At 66.8% G+C, this 15,783-nt stretch carries 14 protein-coding genes and 1 tRNA gene; 6 read left to right on the forward strand and 9 right to left on the reverse strand.

The annotated features are described in order from the left end of the window. Positions 1-123: 123 nt before the first annotated feature. From IPF36_RS14145 to IPF36_RS14160, 4 genes are all read right to left on the reverse strand, one after another. A tRNA-Ser gene (locus tag IPF36_RS14145) sits at positions 124-213 on the reverse strand. An 80-nt stretch (positions 214-293) separates the two neighbouring features. Continuing rightward, positions 294-1,598: a serine--tRNA ligase gene (gene serS / locus IPF36_RS14150; RefSeq protein ID WP_195428363.1), complete on the reverse strand. Its 1,305-nt coding sequence runs from the start codon at positions 1,596-1,598 to the stop codon at positions 294-296. Positions 1,599-1,714: 116 nt separating this feature from the next. Then, entirely contained in the window at positions 1,715-3,094 is a 1,380-nt protein-coding gene (locus tag IPF36_RS14155; protein ID WP_133093988.1) for a replication-associated recombination protein A, read from the reverse strand. Between the two features lie 116 nt (positions 3,095-3,210). Next, entirely contained in the window at positions 3,211-4,341 is a 1,131-nt protein-coding gene (locus IPF36_RS14160; RefSeq protein WP_195428295.1) for an ABC transporter ATP-binding protein, read from the reverse strand. Between the two features lie 124 nt (positions 4,342-4,465). On the opposite strand from IPF36_RS14160, the gene IPF36_RS14165 reads away from it, so the two are divergent. Together IPF36_RS14165 and IPF36_RS14170 are read left to right on the forward strand one after the other, a co-directional pair. Further along, positions 4,466-6,109, forward strand: a complete 1,644-nt coding sequence (locus IPF36_RS14165; protein WP_195428297.1) for an iron ABC transporter permease — start codon at positions 4,466-4,468, stop codon at positions 6,107-6,109. 150 nt (positions 6,110-6,259) lie between these two features. Next, positions 6,260-6,934 carry a HEAT repeat domain-containing protein gene (locus tag IPF36_RS14170; RefSeq protein WP_195428299.1) on the forward strand — a complete coding sequence of 225 codons (675 nt, stop codon included), beginning with the start codon at positions 6,260-6,262 and terminating at the stop codon, positions 6,932-6,934. A 52-nt stretch (positions 6,935-6,986) separates the two neighbouring features. Here IPF36_RS14170 and IPF36_RS14175 read toward each other — a convergent pair whose 3' ends face one another. The 4 genes from IPF36_RS14175 to lolA form a co-directional block, all read right to left on the reverse strand. After that, on the reverse strand, positions 6,987-8,024 hold the full coding sequence (locus tag IPF36_RS14175) for a Fe(3+) ABC transporter substrate-binding protein (RefSeq protein WP_195428301.1): 1,038 nt from the start codon (positions 8,022-8,024) through the stop codon (positions 6,987-6,989). 199 nt (positions 8,025-8,223) lie between these two features. Then, entirely contained in the window at positions 8,224-8,562 is a 339-nt protein-coding gene (locus IPF36_RS14180; protein WP_195428303.1) for a hypothetical protein, read from the reverse strand. A 98-nt stretch (positions 8,563-8,660) separates the two neighbouring features. After that, positions 8,661-9,098, reverse strand: coding sequence for a hypothetical protein (locus IPF36_RS14185; RefSeq protein ID WP_243736828.1), 438 nt, complete (start codon positions 9,096-9,098; stop codon positions 8,661-8,663). Between the two features lie 8 nt (positions 9,099-9,106). After that, positions 9,107-9,742 (reverse strand): outer membrane lipoprotein chaperone LolA, encoded by a 636-nt coding sequence (gene lolA, locus IPF36_RS14190; RefSeq protein ID WP_135704747.1) that lies wholly within the window; start codon positions 9,740-9,742, stop codon positions 9,107-9,109. Between the two features lie 150 nt (positions 9,743-9,892). On the opposite strand from lolA, the gene IPF36_RS14195 reads away from it, so the two are divergent. Beyond that, positions 9,893-10,645 (forward strand): hypothetical protein, encoded by a 753-nt coding sequence (locus tag IPF36_RS14195; protein ID WP_195428305.1) that lies wholly within the window; start codon positions 9,893-9,895, stop codon positions 10,643-10,645. A 51-nt stretch (positions 10,646-10,696) separates the two neighbouring features. On the opposite strand, the gene IPF36_RS14200 is transcribed toward IPF36_RS14195, so the two are convergent. Beyond that, positions 10,697-13,033 (reverse strand): DNA translocase FtsK, encoded by a 2,337-nt coding sequence (locus IPF36_RS14200; RefSeq protein ID WP_195428314.1) that lies wholly within the window; start codon positions 13,031-13,033, stop codon positions 10,697-10,699. A 242-nt stretch (positions 13,034-13,275) separates the two neighbouring features. Between IPF36_RS14200 and trxB the strand changes: the two genes are divergently transcribed. The 3 genes from trxB to IPF36_RS14215 all read left to right on the forward strand — a co-directional run bounded on the left by trxB (position 13,276) and on the right by IPF36_RS14215 (position 15,692). Then, the gene (gene trxB / locus IPF36_RS14205) at positions 13,276-14,241 is read left to right on the forward strand and encodes a thioredoxin-disulfide reductase (RefSeq protein ID WP_133093979.1); all 966 of its coding nucleotides are present in this window, start codon (positions 13,276-13,278) and stop codon (positions 14,239-14,241) included. A gap of 108 nt (positions 14,242-14,349) precedes the next feature. Continuing rightward, positions 14,350-15,024, forward strand: a complete 675-nt coding sequence (locus IPF36_RS14210) for a Smr/MutS family protein (RefSeq protein WP_133093978.1) — start codon at positions 14,350-14,352, stop codon at positions 15,022-15,024. Between the two features lie 26 nt (positions 15,025-15,050). After that, positions 15,051-15,692 carry a trimeric intracellular cation channel family protein gene (locus tag IPF36_RS14215; RefSeq protein ID WP_133093977.1) on the forward strand — a complete coding sequence of 214 codons (642 nt, stop codon included), beginning with the start codon at positions 15,051-15,053 and terminating at the stop codon, positions 15,690-15,692. The last annotated feature ends 91 nt before the right edge of the window (positions 15,693-15,783 follow it).

The raw sequence follows: 15,783 nt of genomic DNA on the forward strand, positions 1-15,783 counted from the left end.
GCTGGCAGCGATGAAACCGACCGCCGGAAAAAACAAAACCGACGCTCACTTCCGCGAGCATCGGTCCGAGTTTTACTACACTGTTGTTGCCTGCCGGCGGTCGAGACCGACAGCTTTTTGTCATGGCGGAGAGGGTGGGATTCGAACCCACGGTACCGTCGCCGGTACGCCTGATTTCGAGTCAGGTACATTCGACCACTCTGCCACCTCTCCGGTAACTGCTTTGCCGTGTGGCGAAACCGAGATTATAGCCACACCGCACCAGCCAGCGCAAGAGGCCGGAAACAGATTTTTTACAGCTCCGGTTCCAGGCGAGTGACGCCGCCCATGTAAGGCTGCAGCGCGGCCGGCACCGTGACCGAGCCGTCGGCGTTCTGGTAGTTCTCGAGGATGGCCACCAGCGTGCGGCCCACGGCCAGGCCCGAGCCGTTCAGCGTGTGCACCAGCTCCGGCTTGCCCTGCCCCGCGCGCATGCGTGCCTGCATGCGGCGCGCCTGGAAGTCGCCCATGTTCGAGCACGAGCTGATCTCGCGGTAGGTATTCTGCGCGGGGATCCACACTTCGAGGTCATAGGTCTTGGTGCTGCCGAAGCCCATGTCCCCCGTGCACAGCACGATGGTGCGGAACGGCAGTTCCAGCTTCTTCAGGATCGCCTCGGCGTGGCCGGTCAGTTCTTCCAGCGCGTCGAACGATTGCGCGGCCGGAACGATCTGCACCATCTCGACCTTGTCGAACTGGTGCTGGCGGATCATGCCGCGCGTGTCCTTGCCGTACGAACCTGCTTCCGAGCGGAAGCACGGCGTATGCGCGACGAAGCGCAGCGGCAGCTTCTCGCCGGCGACGATGGCGTCGCGCACGATATTGGTCAGCGGCACCTCGGCGGTCGGGATCAGGTAGAAGTTTTCGATGCGCTCGCCTTCCTCGCTGCCGACCTTGCGCGGCACCTTGAACAGGTCTTCCTCGAACTTGGGCAACTGGCCGGTGCCGCGCATCGACGCGGCGTTGACGATATACGGCACGTACATTTCGGTATAGCCGTGTTCCTGCGTATGGGTGTCGAGCATCAGCTGCACCAGCGCGCGGTTCATGCGCGCCACGCCGCCGCGCAGCATCGAGAAGCGCGAGCCGGTCACCTTGACCGCGGTATCGAAATCCAGGCCCAGCTTTTCGCCCACGTCGACGTGGTCGCGCACGGCAAAGTCGAACTGGCGCGGCTCGCCCACGCGGCGCACTTCGACGTTCTGGGTCTCGTCATTGCCCACCGGCACGCTTTCGTGCGGCAGGTTGGGGATCGACAACATCAGCTCCGCCAGATGCGCCTGGATCTCGTCGAGCCGCGCGGCCGAGGCCTTGAGTGTGTCGCCGATGCCACCGACTTCGGCCATCACGGCCGAGGCGTCCTCGCCCTTGCCCTTGAGCATGCCGATCTGCTTGGACAGGCTGTTGCGGCGCGCCTGCAGTTCCTCGGTCTGCGTCTGCAGTTGCTTGCGTTCGGCCTCGAGTGCCTGGAACGCCGCCACGTCGAGTTGGAAGCCGCGCGTGGCAAGGCGTTGCGCCACGGCGTCGATGTCTTTGCGGAACAGCTGGATGTCGAGCATGTTGCTTGAGGTGAAGTGCAGGGCCAGCGACATGCCGGCGGACCCGCCATTTTACTGCACCCGCATGGGCCGGGACGAGCGAACTGGCGGCGGAAGACGCCGCTGGCCTGCGGAAGCTACTGGTCCTTGCCGCCGCCCTTGTCACCGTCCTTGCCAGCTTTCTCCCGCGCTTTGACCGCGCGCTGCTCGCGATGCCAGGCGTCGTCCAGCTCGCGCAGGTGGCGCAGCTTCTCGGCGATCTTGCCTTCCAGCCCGCGCGGCACCGGCTGGTACCAGCCCTGCGCCTTCAGGTCGTCCGGAAAATAGTGCTCGCCGGCGGCGTAGCCTTCGGGCTCGTCGTGCGCGTAGCGGTAGGCATGGCCGTAGCCAAGCTCCTTCATCAGCCTTGTCGGCGCATTGCGCAGGTGCACCGGCACCGCTCGCGACTTGTCCTTGCCGACGAAGGCGCGTGCCGCGTTGTACGCGTTGTAGCCGGCATTGGACTTGGGCGCGATGGCCAGGTAGATCAGCGCCTGGCCCAATGCGAGTTCACCCTCAGGCGAGCCCAGCCGCTCATAGGTCTCGGCCGCGTCCAGCGTGATGCGCGCGGCGCGGGGATCGGCCAGCCCGATGTCTTCCCACGCCATGCGCACGATGCGCCGCGCCAGGTAGCGCGGATCGGCGCCGCCGTCGATCATGCGGCAGAACCAGTACAGGGCGGCGTCGGGGTCCGAGCCGCGCACCGACTTGTGCAGCGCGCTGATCTGGTCGTAGAAGGCATCGCCGCCCTTGTCGAAGCGGCGCAGGTTTTCCGACAGCGCGCTGCCCAGCAGCGCGGTATCGATCTGCGCGGCCCCGGCGGTGCGTGCGGCACGCGCCACGATCTCTATGTTGTTCAGCAGCTTGCGCCCGTCGCCATCGGCCGAGGCCACGATCAGCTGCAGCGCCTCGTCCTGCCACGCGATGCCGCCGAGCTCTTCGCTGGCGCGCAGGGCCAGCTGCGTCAGCTCGGCATCGTCCAGGCTCTTGAGCACGTAGACCGCCGCGCGCGACAGCAAGGCGCCGTTGACCTCGAAGGATGGATTCTCGGTGGTCGCGCCGATGAAGGTGAACAGCCCGCTCTCGACGTGCGGCAGGAAGGCATCCTGCTGGCTCTTGTTGAAGCGGTGCACCTCGTCGACGAACACCAGCGTGCGCCGCCCGTGCGCGCGGAACTGTTCGGCGCGCTCCACCGCCTCGCGGATGTCCTTGACGCCCGACAGCACCGCCGACAGCGCGATGAACTCGGCGTCGAAGGCATCGGCCATCAGCCGCGCCAGCGTGGTCTTGCCCACGCCGGGCGGGCCCCACAGGATCATCGAATGCGGCTCGCCCGACTCGAACGCCACGCGCAGCGGCTTGCCCGGGCCCAGCAGGTGCTGCTGCCCGATCACCTCGTCGATGGTGCGTGGGCGCAGGCGCTCGGCCAGCGGTTGCCGGGAACGGTCAGGGGTATCGGAGAACAGCGAGTCCGCCACGTCATCAAACCTTGCGATTGCAGAACGCCACAGTGTAGACCATCGGCGCGCCGCGCTTGGTGCCGCGCCTGGTGCCGCGCCTGGTGCCGCGCCTAGTGCCGGGCCAGCGTGCCGGGCTAGGCGGCAAAGGCGACCACGTCCTCGATCTCCGCGCGGATGCCGATGCGCTCGCCCACCGCGTGGTTGTGGTGCGAGGGCACCAGCGCCAGCACCCGGCCGCCGCTGGCCAGCCGCAGCGTGTACAGGATCTCGGCGCCCCGGAAGGCCTTGTGCATCACCTCCGCCTGCATCGGGCTGGCGTCGTCGTGGACGATGTCGTCAGGACGTACCAGCACGTCGACCGGGGCATCCGCGGGCAGCTGCAGGGGCACCGCCGGGTGCAGCATGCCCAGCTCCACTTCGATCCGCCCATCGCCGCGCAGGTGCCCCGGCATCAGCACCCCCTGCCCGATAAAGCCGGCGACGAAGCGCGACGCCGGGCGGTGGTACAACTCGTGCGCACTGCCCCACTGCTCGATCACGCCGTCATGCATCACGCCGATCTCGTCGGCCATGGCAAAGGCCTCGTACTGGTCATGCGTAACCAGGATGGCGGTGGTGCCTTGTGCCTTCAGGATCGCGCGCACTTCCAGGCTCAGGCGCTCGCGCAGATCGACATCGAGGTTGGAGAACGGCTCGTCGAGCAGCAGCAGTTCGGGCCGCGGCGCCAGTGCGCGCGCCAGCGCCACCCGCTGCTGCTGGCCGCCCGAGAGCTCGTGCGGATACTTGCGGCCCGAGCCGGCAAGCCCGACCAGCTGCAGCACCTCTTCCACCCGCTCCGCACGCTCTGCACGGCCGGCGCGGGTCAGACCGAAACCGACGTTGGCGGCCACGTCCAGGTGCGGGAACAGCGCGTAGTCCTGGAACACCATGCCGATGCGGCGCTGCTCCGGCGGCACCAGCGCGTCCGACGACGACACGGTCCTCCCGTCCAGCACAATGCGGCCGTCCTGCAACGGCTCGAAGCCGGCGATGGCGCGCAGCACGGTGGTCTTGCCGCAGCCGCTGGGGCCCAGCAGGCAGGCGATGTTGCCGCGCGCCAGCGCAAACGACAGGCCCTTGACCACCGCTTGCCGGCCGAACGCATGCCGGATACGGTCGACCTCGATGACGGCGGCGCTGGCGGCAGCCTCGTGGGTGCCGCTGCGAGCCATCGGCCGCGTGCGTGCCTGGGCTTCGGGTAATCGGGAATAGGAATCGGTTCGCATGTGCGCATTATAGGGACGTGGCGTCGCGCCGCGGGCCCTCTAGTGCCCGGCATTGCTAAAATGGGGCAGCCCGCTGCCGCGCCGGCGCCACATTGTCCGGGCGCGCTCCCATCGAATCCACCGCATGCTCCTACCCAGCCGCCGCCGCTTCCACCCCCTGACCCTGGCCACGCTCGCGATGGCGCTGCTGATCGCCGTGCCCGTGCTGGTGGTCGCCTCGGCCGTGCTGCTGCCCGCCGGCGAGACCTGGCGCCACCTGATCGACACGGTGCTGGCAGAGTATGTGATCAACACCATCTGGCTGCTGCTGGGCGTGGCCGCGGGCGTGCTGCTGCTTGGCGTGACCACCGCATGGCTGGTCTCGACCTACCGCTTCCCAGGCCATGCCGTGATGGAATGGGCGCTGGTACTGCCGATGGCGATGCCGGCCTATGTGATCGCCTACGCCTACACCGATGCGCTGCAGTTCGCCGGGCCGGTGCAAGGCTGGCTGCGCGAACTGACCGGCTGGAAGGCGCGCGACTACTGGTTCCCGGACATCCGCTCGCTGGGCGGCGCCATCGCGCTGTTTTCGCTGGTGCTGTATCCCTACGTCTACCTGACGGCGCGCGCCGCCTTCCTGCAGCAGACCCAGAACACGATCGAAGCCGCGCGCTTGCTCGGCCACGGCACCTGGAGCCGGCTCTGGCGCGTGGTGCTGCCGCTGGCCCGGCCCGGCATCGTCGCCGGCACCGCGCTGGCGATGATGGAAACGCTGGCCGACTTCGGCACCGTGGCGTACTTTGCCATCCCCACGTTTTCCACCGGCATCTACCGTGCATGGTTTTCGCTCGGCGACAAGAATGCGGCGGCACAGCTGTCGGCATGCATGCTGCTGTTCGTCGCCGCGATCCTGCTGATGGAGCGCGCCAGCCGCGGTCGGGCGCAGGTCTACGGCAACCAGCGCCGCGCCGCGGCATGGAAGCTCGGCGGCACGCGCGGCTGGCTCGCGCTGGCGGCCTGCGCCGTGCCGGTGCTGCTGGGCTTCCTGGTGCCGGCGCTGATGCTGTGCCGCATGGCCTTTACCGACGGCGACGCCCATTTCGGTCCGCGCTTTGTCGGGCTGGTGCGCAACAGCTTCCTGCTGGCCAGCGCGACGGCGCTGGCGGCCGTGCTGGTGGCGCTGGCGATCGGCTACGCCGGACGCGCCGCGAACGGCCGGCGCGGGTGGCTGATGCGCGGGCTGACGCGGCTTTGCGGCATGGGCTATGCGCTGCCCGGGTCGGTCATCGCCGTGGGTGTGCTGGTGCCGGTGGCGCGCTTCGACAATGCCTTGTCGGCATGGCTGCAGCAGCAGTTCGGGCTGTCGGTCGGTTTGCTGCTGACCGGCGGCATCGCGGCGCTGGTGTATGCGCTGCTGGTGCGTTTCCTGGGCGTAGCGCTGCAGACGGTCAATGCGGGCCTGGGCAAGATCACGCCCAGCATGGACGCCGCCGCGCGCAGCCTCGGCCACGGCCCCGGCGCCACGCTGCGGCGCGTGCATTTCCCGATGCTGCGCGGCAGCCTGCTGACGGCGGCGCTGATCGTCTTTGTCGATGTGATGAAGGAGCTGCCGGCTACCTTCGTGATGCGGCCGTTCAACTTCGATACGCTGGCCGTGCAGGCGTACAACCTCGCTGCCGACGAACGCCTGACCGAAGCCGCGACCGCGTCGCTGGTGATCGTCGCCGTCGGCCTGCTGCCGGTGATCGTGCTGTCGCGCACGATCCGGCGCGAGGCGCAGCGCTGAGCCGCCCCACTAGCCCACTCGCTCAGTAGCCCGCTAAAGTCCCGCCGTGCCGCGCCGATAGCCTTTCATGGCCCGGCGCTCGCCCGGGGACAAGAACAGCGGCACGCCGGATCCTTTCGCGCCTGCCGCCGGAATGCCTGACGGGGGCGTATGCTGCGATACCACATCCTGTTGTTCAAGCTGAACCGGCTGGCCAGCCGCAACACGCTGAGCGGCGTGGAAGAAATCTCGCTGGCCGGCCAACTGGCCGAGATGATCGGATCCGCCGATACCGCGGCGCGCATCATCGACGACCTTGCCGACCACGCCAACCCGCAGGTGCGCCGTATCGCGCTCAACGCCATCCGCCGCGGGCGCCAGTTCACCTCGCCCAGCCTGCAGCCCGCGCTGGTACGCCGCATGGCGGATGCCGAAGCGGCAGTGCGCCATGATGCGGTGTGGATCGTGCAGGAATCGCGCATGGACGGCGCCGAACTGCGCGCGGCGCTGCGCCGGCTGGCGGGCAAGGTGCGGTTGCCATGGGACGCCGAGCGTGCCCGCGCCAATCCCGGCGACACGGCGCTCGCCGCGCAGGTGCGCGCCCGCATGGCGCTGGACAATCTGCTGGAAAAGAGTGCGGCGGAGCGCAACCAGGCGCTGGCCGCAATGGCGCTGGGAACGGTCGGGAACCAGCCCTATGCGGAAGGCACGGTCGGCCACAAGGGCCTGCTGCACCGCGCGCTGATCCGGCGCCAGGCCGGGCGGCGGCTCGACAGCAGCGTCAAGCTGACGTTCCGCAAGGTCGAGCCGGCCGGGGTGAAGGGCAACAAGCGGTTCCTGCTGTAACTCGGAACCGGCCGGCCGCCCTCGTGCAGGGACGGCCGGCCTGACCTGCGGCTTACTTGAAGCCCGCGCGGTCCAGCAGCTTCTGCGCCTGCGGCTGGTACTTGCCCAGCTCGGCCACGTTGATGCTGTCGGCCTTGAACTCGCCGAGCGAATCGAGCGCCGGATTGCTGACCTTCACGCCCTGCACCACCGGCCATTCATTGTTGCCGTCGGCAAAGTAGCGCTGCGCATCGTCGCTGGCCAGGTATTCCAGGAACTTGACCGCGGCCTCCTTGTTCGGCGCGTGCTTCAGCATGCCGCCGCCGGAGATGTTCATATGCACGCCCTGGCTTCTCTGGTTGGGCCACACCACCCCCAGCTTGTCGGCCACGGCCTTGTCTTCCGGCTTGGTCGACTTCAGCAGGCGTGCGATGTAGTAGGTGTTGGAGATCGCCACGTCGCACTCGCCCGCGGCCACGGCCTTGAGCTGGTCGGTATCGCCGCCCTTGGGCGCGCGCGCCAGGTTGGCTGCCACGCCGCGTGCCCATTGCTCGGTGCGCGCCTCGCCGTCGTGCGCGATCAGGCTGGACACCAGCGACAGGTTGTAGACGTGCCCGCTGGAACGCGTGCACACCTTGCCCTTCCACTTGGGATCGGCCAGGTCCTCGTAGGTGGCGATGTCGCCGGCCTTGACCGCGGTCTTGTTGTACGCGATCACGCGGCCGCGCGCCGAGAAGCCGAACCACTCGCCGTTCGGATCGCGGTAGTTGGCGGGAATGCGCGATTCCAGCACCTTGGACTTGACCGGCGCAAACACGCCGGCCTGCTGGGCCCGCCACAGGCGGCCGATATCGACGGTGATGAAGACGTCCGCCGGGCTGTTGGCGCCCTCATTGCGGATGCGCTCAAGCAGCGGATCTTCCTGGCCTTCGATGCGGTTGATCTTGATGCCGGTCTGCTTGGTGAAGTTGGCGTACAGCGCCTCGTCGGTCTGGTAGTGCCGTGCGGTATAGAGGTTCAGCACCTTTTCCTGCGCGGCGGCCGCCAGCGGCAGCGTCAGCAGGGCCAGCGCCGCGACACGCGGCAGCAAGGTTCGGATAGTGGTCTTCACGCGGATGGCTCCCCAGCATGGTTGGGCAGTCGCCAGCATCCGGGACACCCGGGACTGCCCGGTTATTGGATTCCGGACAGCCAGAAACAATATTGATTCTTGTTCAGCCGGTCAAATTACATTTTTGTCATGTTGGCGCATGTTGAGCAATCAATAATTGCGCGCCCGACGCACCATGTGGACGCGCTTGCACATCGCTTCAGCCGCGCCGCACCCACGCAACCTTGCCAGCCTTGATGCCGAGGGTGCGGCGCTGGGGGTTGTAGTCCATCGTGCCGGGAAACTGCTGCCCGTCGCGTTCGCCCAGCCGCCATGCACAGCCTTGCAGCAGGCCGACGGCCTCGGTCTCGCTCTTGCCCACCAGCGTGTCGTCGGCAACCTTGTCGGCGGCACAGCCGGCCGGGGTGCCCCGCGCACCTTGCGGGCCGGGCATTGGTGCCGGCTCGTTGGGCTGCGTCGCGCAACCGGCCAGCAAGGCCGCGCCCGCGGCCAGCCAGAGCAGTCGACGGGCATGTACTGTGGTTCGGATTGCAGGCATGTCGCTTCCTTTTTTGTTTCCGCTTGGATGTGGACGGTTCGACACATGTCCGCTGGCGGCGTTCCAATCGCAACGCATCAGCGCTGAAGCCGGCGCAATCAGCCTTTGGCGCGGTTGGCCAGCCTCTTCATCGCGTCGGCCGGCAACGGACCGTGGCACGTCCGTTCGCCGCCTGACTCGCTGACGACTAACCAGACCTGTTCGGGCTTGCCCTTGGGATGCAGCAGCCAGGCGGGGCCGCGCGCGTTGCTGCTGGGCGGCAGGTCTTCCAGCACGCCGGTGCTGGCGGACTGCAGCATGGCCGCGCATTCCGATGCGGGCACGCGCGTGGACTTCAGGAACTCCGCGTTGCCGAGCACTTCGGGCAACGCCGTGTCCGGCGCGCGCAGGAAGGAATCGACATCGAACTTGCTGGCGCCGCCGCCGACGCTGGCGCAAGCCGCCAGCGCCAGCGCGCCGGCACCCGCCAGGATCACTGCGCCGTAACGTCCGCGGGCAGCGACGATGCGAACGGCCATGGCTGAGTTGGCGATCATGGCGGGCCTCATTGCTTCATCACGTCGGCGCCCTTGGGCACCGTGAACCGGAATGCATCGGCCGCCAGCGGCGGGTTCTTCTGCATGTTCGTGAAGGTCAGCAAGGTGGTGTTGCCGAAGGCGTCGCGCAGTTCCATCGCTTCGAGGTTGCCGCCCTTGAAGCCAATGCCGATACGCTCAAACTGCGTGTCCTTGGCCTTGGGCGTCAGTTCCAGCCATTCCACGCCATCCCGGGTCGGGCCGTTCTTGATGGCGAAGTTCTTTTCCAGGTCGTTGCTGCCGAACAGGATCGCGGCCGGACTGGAACCCAGCGCGGCATCAAGCTTGCGCTCGGTGACCTGGTTCAGGTCCTTGTCGTAGATGTACAGGGTCTGGCCATCGGCCTGCAGCAGTTGCTCGTAGGGCTTGGTATAGCGCCAGGTGAACTTGCCCGGGCGCGCAAACACGAAGGTGCCGCTGGAGTTGCCGGTCACCTTGACGTTGGCGCCCTGCCCCTTGACCTGGCGCTGCGTGAACTCGCCGCGCGCGCTCTTCACACCGGTGACGAAGCTCTGCAGCTGGTCGGTAGCTGCGGCATGGGCCGGCGCCTGGATGGCAAACATCGCCAGCGCGGCGCAGGCCGACACGAGGATGCGGTTGCGCATGATTTGGATCCTGGTTGTTATCGAATGCGTTGACCCTGTGCGGCGTCTGACAGGCAGTCCACTGCACGGTCAACGTGTCTTGTTAGAGCCAGCTGCTGGTGCAGGATTCCGCGCCGCCCCTGCTTCGCGGGTAACCGGATATTACGGCAGATGGTGCGCGAACTGCGCCGGCTCAGGCACGAAAACTCTCAATTTGCGGTAAAGGACCCCGTAAAGCGAATCTCGTATCAGGACGAAACGCTTCTTTACTTGGCGTGGAAGACAATGCAGTGCATGTACGTAGAGCACTCGCCACGCCGCCTCTTGCTCGCTGCTTCGCCGGGAGGCGGCCAAATCCACTGGGCCAGCAATATGACCAACGCCAAACCTGCTGCCGGGCGTCAGCCATTCCGGCACGACGCCAGGCGTCTCGACCGCGACGAGATGAAGAGGATCGCGACACGCCAGGTCAGGATTGAACTCGACGCCTGGCAGGAAAAGACCGCTGCCAAGCCCTTTAATCCCGCCATGGTAGTCACGGGCATTCTGGCCGGTGTAGCGTTCGTCTTTTCCGTGATGTCGTGGCTGAATGAGAGCACCCAGGACAAGATCGAAAAGGCCACCGGTCCGCTCGCCTCTCGGATCACCGAAATGGACCGCCGCCTCACGGGTCGCCTGGACGCAGTTGATTCGCGCATCGAGCGCCTGGAGGTGCGGGTCGAAAAGGGCTTTGAAGAATTCAACGAGAAGTTAGAGAACGTCAACGCCAAGCTAGGGAACGTCAACGCGAAGGTCGACAACGTCAACGCGAAGGTCGACAACGTCAACGCGAAAGTCGACAACGTCAACGCCAAGGTCGACAACGTCAACGCCAAGGTCGACAACGTCAACGCGAAGCTCGACCTACTGCTTAAGCGCCGCTAGCACACTCAGGCTGCGCAATCCACGGCCAGCCTGAATGCCCGCCTCCGCTAGTCACTCATCATCCCGCGCAGCCGCGCCACCGCCCTGCGCCAGGATGTCGCGATTGCCATTGCCCGACATGGCCGAAACCAGCCCCGCCTTCTCCATATCCTCCAGCAGCCGCGCGGCGCGGTTGTAGCCGATGCGCAGGTGGCGCTGCACCAGCGAGATCGACGCGCGGCGATTCTTCAGCACCACTTCCACTGCCTGGTCATACAGCGGATCGGCCTCGCCGCCGCCACCGCCGATACCAGCGCCGCCGCCAAAGCCATCGCCGCCACCATCGTCCGTCAGGCCGCCTTCGAGGATGCCCTCGATGTAGTTGGCTTCCCCGCCTTCCTTCAGCTTCTCCACCACGCGGTGGACTTCATCGTCCGAGACAAAAGCGCCATGCACGCGCACCGGCAAGCCGGTGCCCGGCGCCAGGTACAGCATGTCGCCCATGCCCAGCAGCGTCTCGGCGCCCTGCTGGTCGAGGATGGTGCGCGAATCGATCTTGCTGCTGACCTGGAAAGCAATGCGGGTCGGCACGTTGGCCTTGATCAGGCCGGTGATCACATCCACCGACGGGCGCTGCGTGGCCAGCACCAGGTGCAGGCCGGCGGCGCGCGCCTTCTGCGCGATGCGGGCGATCAGCTCTTCCACCTTCTTGCCGACCACCATCATCAGGTCGGCCAGCTCGTCGATGACGATGACGATGGTGGGCAGCTTGTCCAGCGGCTCCGGCGCGTCCGGGGTCAGGCTGAATGGATTCGGGATCTTCTCTTCCCTGGCCGCGGCCTCGTCGATCTTCTTGTTGTAGCCCGCCAGGTTGCGCACGCCCAGCTTGCTCATCAGCTTGTAGCGCCGCTCCATCTCGCCGACGGCCCAGTTCAGCGCGTTGCCGGCCTGGCGCATATCCGTCACCACCGGGCACAGCAGGTGCGGAATGCCTTCGTAGACGCTCATTTCGAGCATCTTGGGGTCGATCAGGATCAGCCTCACGCTCTCAGGCTTGGCCTTGTACAGCAGCGACAGGATCATCGCGTTGATGCCCACCGACTTGCCCGAGCCCGTGGTGCCCGCGACCATGCAGTGCGGCATCTTGGCCAGGTCGGCCACCATCGGCTTGCCGGCGATGTCCTTGCCCAGCGCCATGGTCAGGCTGGAAGCGCTCTCGTTGTAGACCTGCGAGCCCAGGATCTCCGACAGGCGCACGGTCTGGCGCTTCGGATTCGGCAGCTCCAGGCCCATGTAGTTCTTGCCGGGGATGGTCTCGACCACGCGGATCGACACCAGCGACAGCGAACGCGCCAGGTCGCGCGCCAGGTTGACCACCTGGCTGCCCTTGACGCCGGTGGCCGGCTCGATCTCGTAGCGCGTGATGACTGGCCCCGGGTAGGCCGCCACCACCTTGACCTCCACGCCAAAGTCCTTGAGCTTCTTCTCGATCAGGCGCGAGGTGAATTCCAGCGTCTCGGCGCTGACCGTTTCCTGGTGCGGCGGGATCGGGTCGAGCAGCGACAGCGGCGGCAGGTCCGAGTCCTGGATATCGGCAAACAGCGGCTGCTGCTTCTCGCGTTCCACGCGCTCATGCTTGGGCACGGCCTGCGGACGCACGATCTGCACCGGCGGTGCCTCTTCGATGCGCACGCGCTGCACCTCGACGGTTTCCTTGCGCTCGACCTTGGCGGCCTCGCCGATGATGCGGTCCTGCTTGCTCTCGCGGCGTGCCTTGAAGCCCAGGAACATGGTCTCGACGAAACCGCCGATATGCTCGGCCACCGACAGCCACGAGAAGTGGAAGAACAGCGACAGCCCGATCGCGAACAGCAGCAGCAGCAGCAGCGTCGCCCCGGTGAAGCCCAGCGCCACCTGCATCCAGCCGCCCAGCGTGTCGCCCAGCACCCCGCCCGGCGCGCGCGGCAGCGCGGCGCGCAGCGGGTACATGCGGATCGCCTCCAGCCCCATGCTGGACAGCAGCGTCAGCACGAAGCCGACCCAGCTCACCGTCACGCCCTGGCGATGCTGGCGGTCGTCCGCGCGCTCGGGCAGCTCGGCCGTCAGCGTGCGCCAGCCGCGCCAGCAGCGCCGCACCAGCAGCACCGCCCACCAGTAAGCCGAGAAGCCGAAGATAAAGAACAGCACGTCGGCCACCCAGGCCCCGACACGGCCGCCCAGGTTATGGATATCGGCGACCTGGTTCGCATGCGACCAGCCGGGGTCGGTCTTGCTGTAGCTGGCCAGCACGCACAGGAAACCCAGCGTGACGGCCAGCAGCAGGAACCAGCGTACCTCGCCCAGCAGTTTGCCGATGCGGGATGGCAAGGCCGATGGATCGGTGCGGGTGGTCGTGGTAGCTCGGGCCATGCCTGGATAGGACTCTTTTAGGGTGATTCCGGATGCGTTTGGCGCCGCCGTCGGCCTGAGTCAGCGGACTGACGAGGTAACTGACGAGGTGACTGACGGGCATCGTGGCGGCCATTTTAACGTGGGCGGCGGCTATCGCACCCATTGGAATTTGCAACAGTGGGCAAATGCGGCTCCTCTTATAATGTCGGTTTCGAGCAATGCCGGTGGGCATCATGCCGCACCGGCCACAGGAACGCATCATGGCAAAACACGCAAAAGTGCTGATTCTCGGTTCTGGTCCCGCCGGCTATACCGCCGCGGTCTACGCGGCCCGCGCCAACCTCCAGCCGGTGCTGATCACCGGACTGGCCCAGGGCGGACAGCTGATGACCACCACGGACGTCGAGAACTGGCCGGGCGATGCCAAGGGCGTCCAGGGTCCCGAGCTGATGCAGCGCCTGCTGGCGCATGCCGAAGAGTTCAAGACCGAAATCATCTTCGATCACATCCACACCGCGAAGCTGGTGGATGAAAACGGCAAGCCGGCCCGCCCCTTCACGCTGATCGGCGACGCCGGCGAATACACCTGCGACGCCCTCGTCATCGCCACCGGCGCCTCGGCCCAATACCTGGGCCTGCCGTCGGAAGAGTCCTTCATGGGCCGCGGCGTGTCGGCCTGCGCCACCTGCGACGGCTTCTTCTACAAGAACCAGGAAGTCGCCGTGGTCGGCGGCGGCAACACCGCCGTGGAAGAAGCGCTGTACCTGTCGCACATCGCCAGCAAGGTCACCGTGATCCACCGCCGCGACAGCTTCCGCGCCGAGCCGATCCTGGTCGACCGCCTGCTCCAGCGCGAAAAGGAAGGCCGCATCGAGATCCGCTACGACAACGTGCTGGACGAAGTGCTGGGCGACGATTCGGGCGTGACCGGCATCCGCATCCGCAACGCCAAGACCGGCCAGACCGAAGACCTGAAGCTGGCGGGCGTGTTCATCGCCATTGGCCACAAGCCCAATACCGACCTGTTCGCCGGCCAGCTGGAAATGAAGAACGGCTACCTGGTGACCAAGTCGGGACTGCAGGGCGACGCCACCGCCACCAGCGTGCCGGGCGTGTTCGCCGCCGGCGACGTGCAGGACCACGTCTACCGCCAGGCAATCACCAGCGCCGGCACCGGCTGCATGGCCGCGCTGGATGCGCAGCGTTTTGTCGAAGCCCTGAAGTAATCCCGCCTCTCCGAACCGGCCACCGCGGCCGGTTCACCCCTTCCCCGCAGCCTCCGTGGCTGCCCTGCCCCAGTCGATATAATCCCGGCGAGTACCCGGAGATTTTTCATGACGCAAGGCGCCCGCAAACCCGACCGACCGACCCAGCGCTTCGGCCTGAACGACCTGTCCAGCCTGCGCGACAACCTCAAGGCCGATGCCGAGCGGCGCGAAGCCGAGCGCCTGGCCGCCGAGCAGGCGGCGCAGCGCGCCCGCGAGGAAGCCGACGTGTTTCGCGCCAGCGTGGGCCAGGTCAGCCAATTGCGCGACCGCAACCGCGCCCACCACCCCGTCAGCAAACCCGCGCCGGTACCGGTGCAATCGCAGCGCAACGACCAGGCGGTGCTGCAGGCCTCGCTGTCCGACGAGTTCGATGTCGAAAGCCTGCTGGAGACCGACGAGACGCTGTCGTTCCGCCGGCCTGGCATCGGCATGGACGTGATTCGCAAGCTGCGCCGCGGCGAATGGGTGCCGCAGGACAAGGTCGACCTGCACGGCCTGCGCAGCGACGAGGCGCGCGAAGCGCTGGCCGAATTCCTGCGCCGCTCGGTGCGCAACGGCGTGCGCTGCGTGCGCGTGATCCACGGCAAGGGCCTGGGCTCGCCCGACAAGCTGCCGGTGCTCAAGGGCAAGGTGCGCAGCTGGCTGGTGCAGAAGGAGGAAGTGCTCGCCTTCGTGCAGGCGCGCGAGGCCGAAGGTGGCGCCGGCGCGCTGATGGTGCTGCTGCGCCAGCCGAAGCCCTGATGCGCCGGGCCTGACCAGCGCCACGGATGCATCTCCCGCTCGAATTGCTGATGGGGCGGCTGCCCCTGATCCTCCATATCATGGAGGTCATCGGCGTACTCGCCTTCGCGGTATCGGGCGTGGTCGACGCGCGCAAGCAGCGGCTCGACGTGGTCGGCACCTTCGTGGTGGCGTTCGCCACGGCCTTTGGCGGCGGCACGCTGCGCGACGTGCTGCTGGACCGGCGCCCGTTCTACTGGGTCGAGCATGAAGGCTATGTGCTGCTGATCTTCGCGATGTCGTTTGGCGCGTCATTCGTGCTGCGCGTGGTCAGCCGCGTGGCGTCGGACCGGGCCTTGATCGTCGCCGACGCGATCGGGCTGGGGCTGTTCTCGGTCACCGGCACCTCGCTGGCGCTGGTGGGGCAGATGACGCCGACCGTGGCGGTAATGATGGGCATCATCTCGTCGGTGTTCGGCGGCGTGGTGCGCGACGTGCTGTGCAATGAAGTGCCGATGATCCTGCGCGACCGCTCGCCCTATGCGACCTGCTCCTTCGTCGGCTGCTGGATCTACATCGGCCTGACCTGGATGGAAGTGCAGCAGGAGGCGGCGCTGATGACCGGCGCGCTGGCGATCATCGCGATGCGGCTGGTGTCGGTGCGCTACGGCTGGAAGCTGCCGAGCTGAACAAGCCCCAAAAGAAAGAAAGCCGCCCGGTTGGGCTAATGCCGTTCAGTTAAGTCTGAACGGCATTTTTCTTTGCAGGGGTTGTAAACAA

This window comes from Cupriavidus sp. IK-TO18, assembly GCF_015549295.1.
Lineage (GTDB): Bacteria > Pseudomonadota > Gammaproteobacteria > Burkholderiales > Burkholderiaceae > Cupriavidus > Cupriavidus oxalaticus_A.

Coding starts and splice junctions, on each gene's coding strand:
- serS (WP_195428363.1), bottom strand. CDS start 1,598: ATGCTCGACATCCAGCTGTTCCGCAAAGACATCGACGCCGTGGCGCAA.
- IPF36_RS14160 (WP_195428295.1), bottom strand. CDS start 4,341: ATGCGAACCGATTCCTATTCCCGATTACCCGAAGCCCAGGCACGCACG.
- IPF36_RS14165 (WP_195428297.1), top strand. CDS start 4,466: ATGCTCCTACCCAGCCGCCGCCGCTTCCACCCCCTGACCCTGGCCACG.
- IPF36_RS14170 (WP_195428299.1), top strand. CDS start 6,260: ATGCTGCGATACCACATCCTGTTGTTCAAGCTGAACCGGCTGGCCAGC.
- IPF36_RS14180 (WP_195428303.1), bottom strand. CDS start 8,562: ATGCCTGCAATCCGAACCACAGTACATGCCCGTCGACTGCTCTGGCTG.
- IPF36_RS14185 (WP_243736828.1), bottom strand. CDS start 9,098: ATGATCGCCAACTCAGCCATGGCCGTTCGCATCGTCGCTGCCCGCGGA.
- lolA (WP_135704747.1), bottom strand. CDS start 9,742: ATGCGCAACCGCATCCTCGTGTCGGCCTGCGCCGCGCTGGCGATGTTT.
- IPF36_RS14195 (WP_195428305.1), top strand. CDS start 9,893: ATGGTGCGCGAACTGCGCCGGCTCAGGCACGAAAACTCTCAATTTGCG.
- IPF36_RS14200 (WP_195428314.1), bottom strand. CDS start 13,033: ATGGCCCGAGCTACCACGACCACCCGCACCGATCCATCGGCCTTGCCA.
- trxB (WP_133093979.1), top strand. CDS start 13,276: ATGGCAAAACACGCAAAAGTGCTGATTCTCGGTTCTGGTCCCGCCGGC.
- IPF36_RS14210 (WP_133093978.1), top strand. CDS start 14,350: ATGACGCAAGGCGCCCGCAAACCCGACCGACCGACCCAGCGCTTCGGC.
- IPF36_RS14215 (WP_133093977.1), top strand. CDS start 15,051: ATGCATCTCCCGCTCGAATTGCTGATGGGGCGGCTGCCCCTGATCCTC.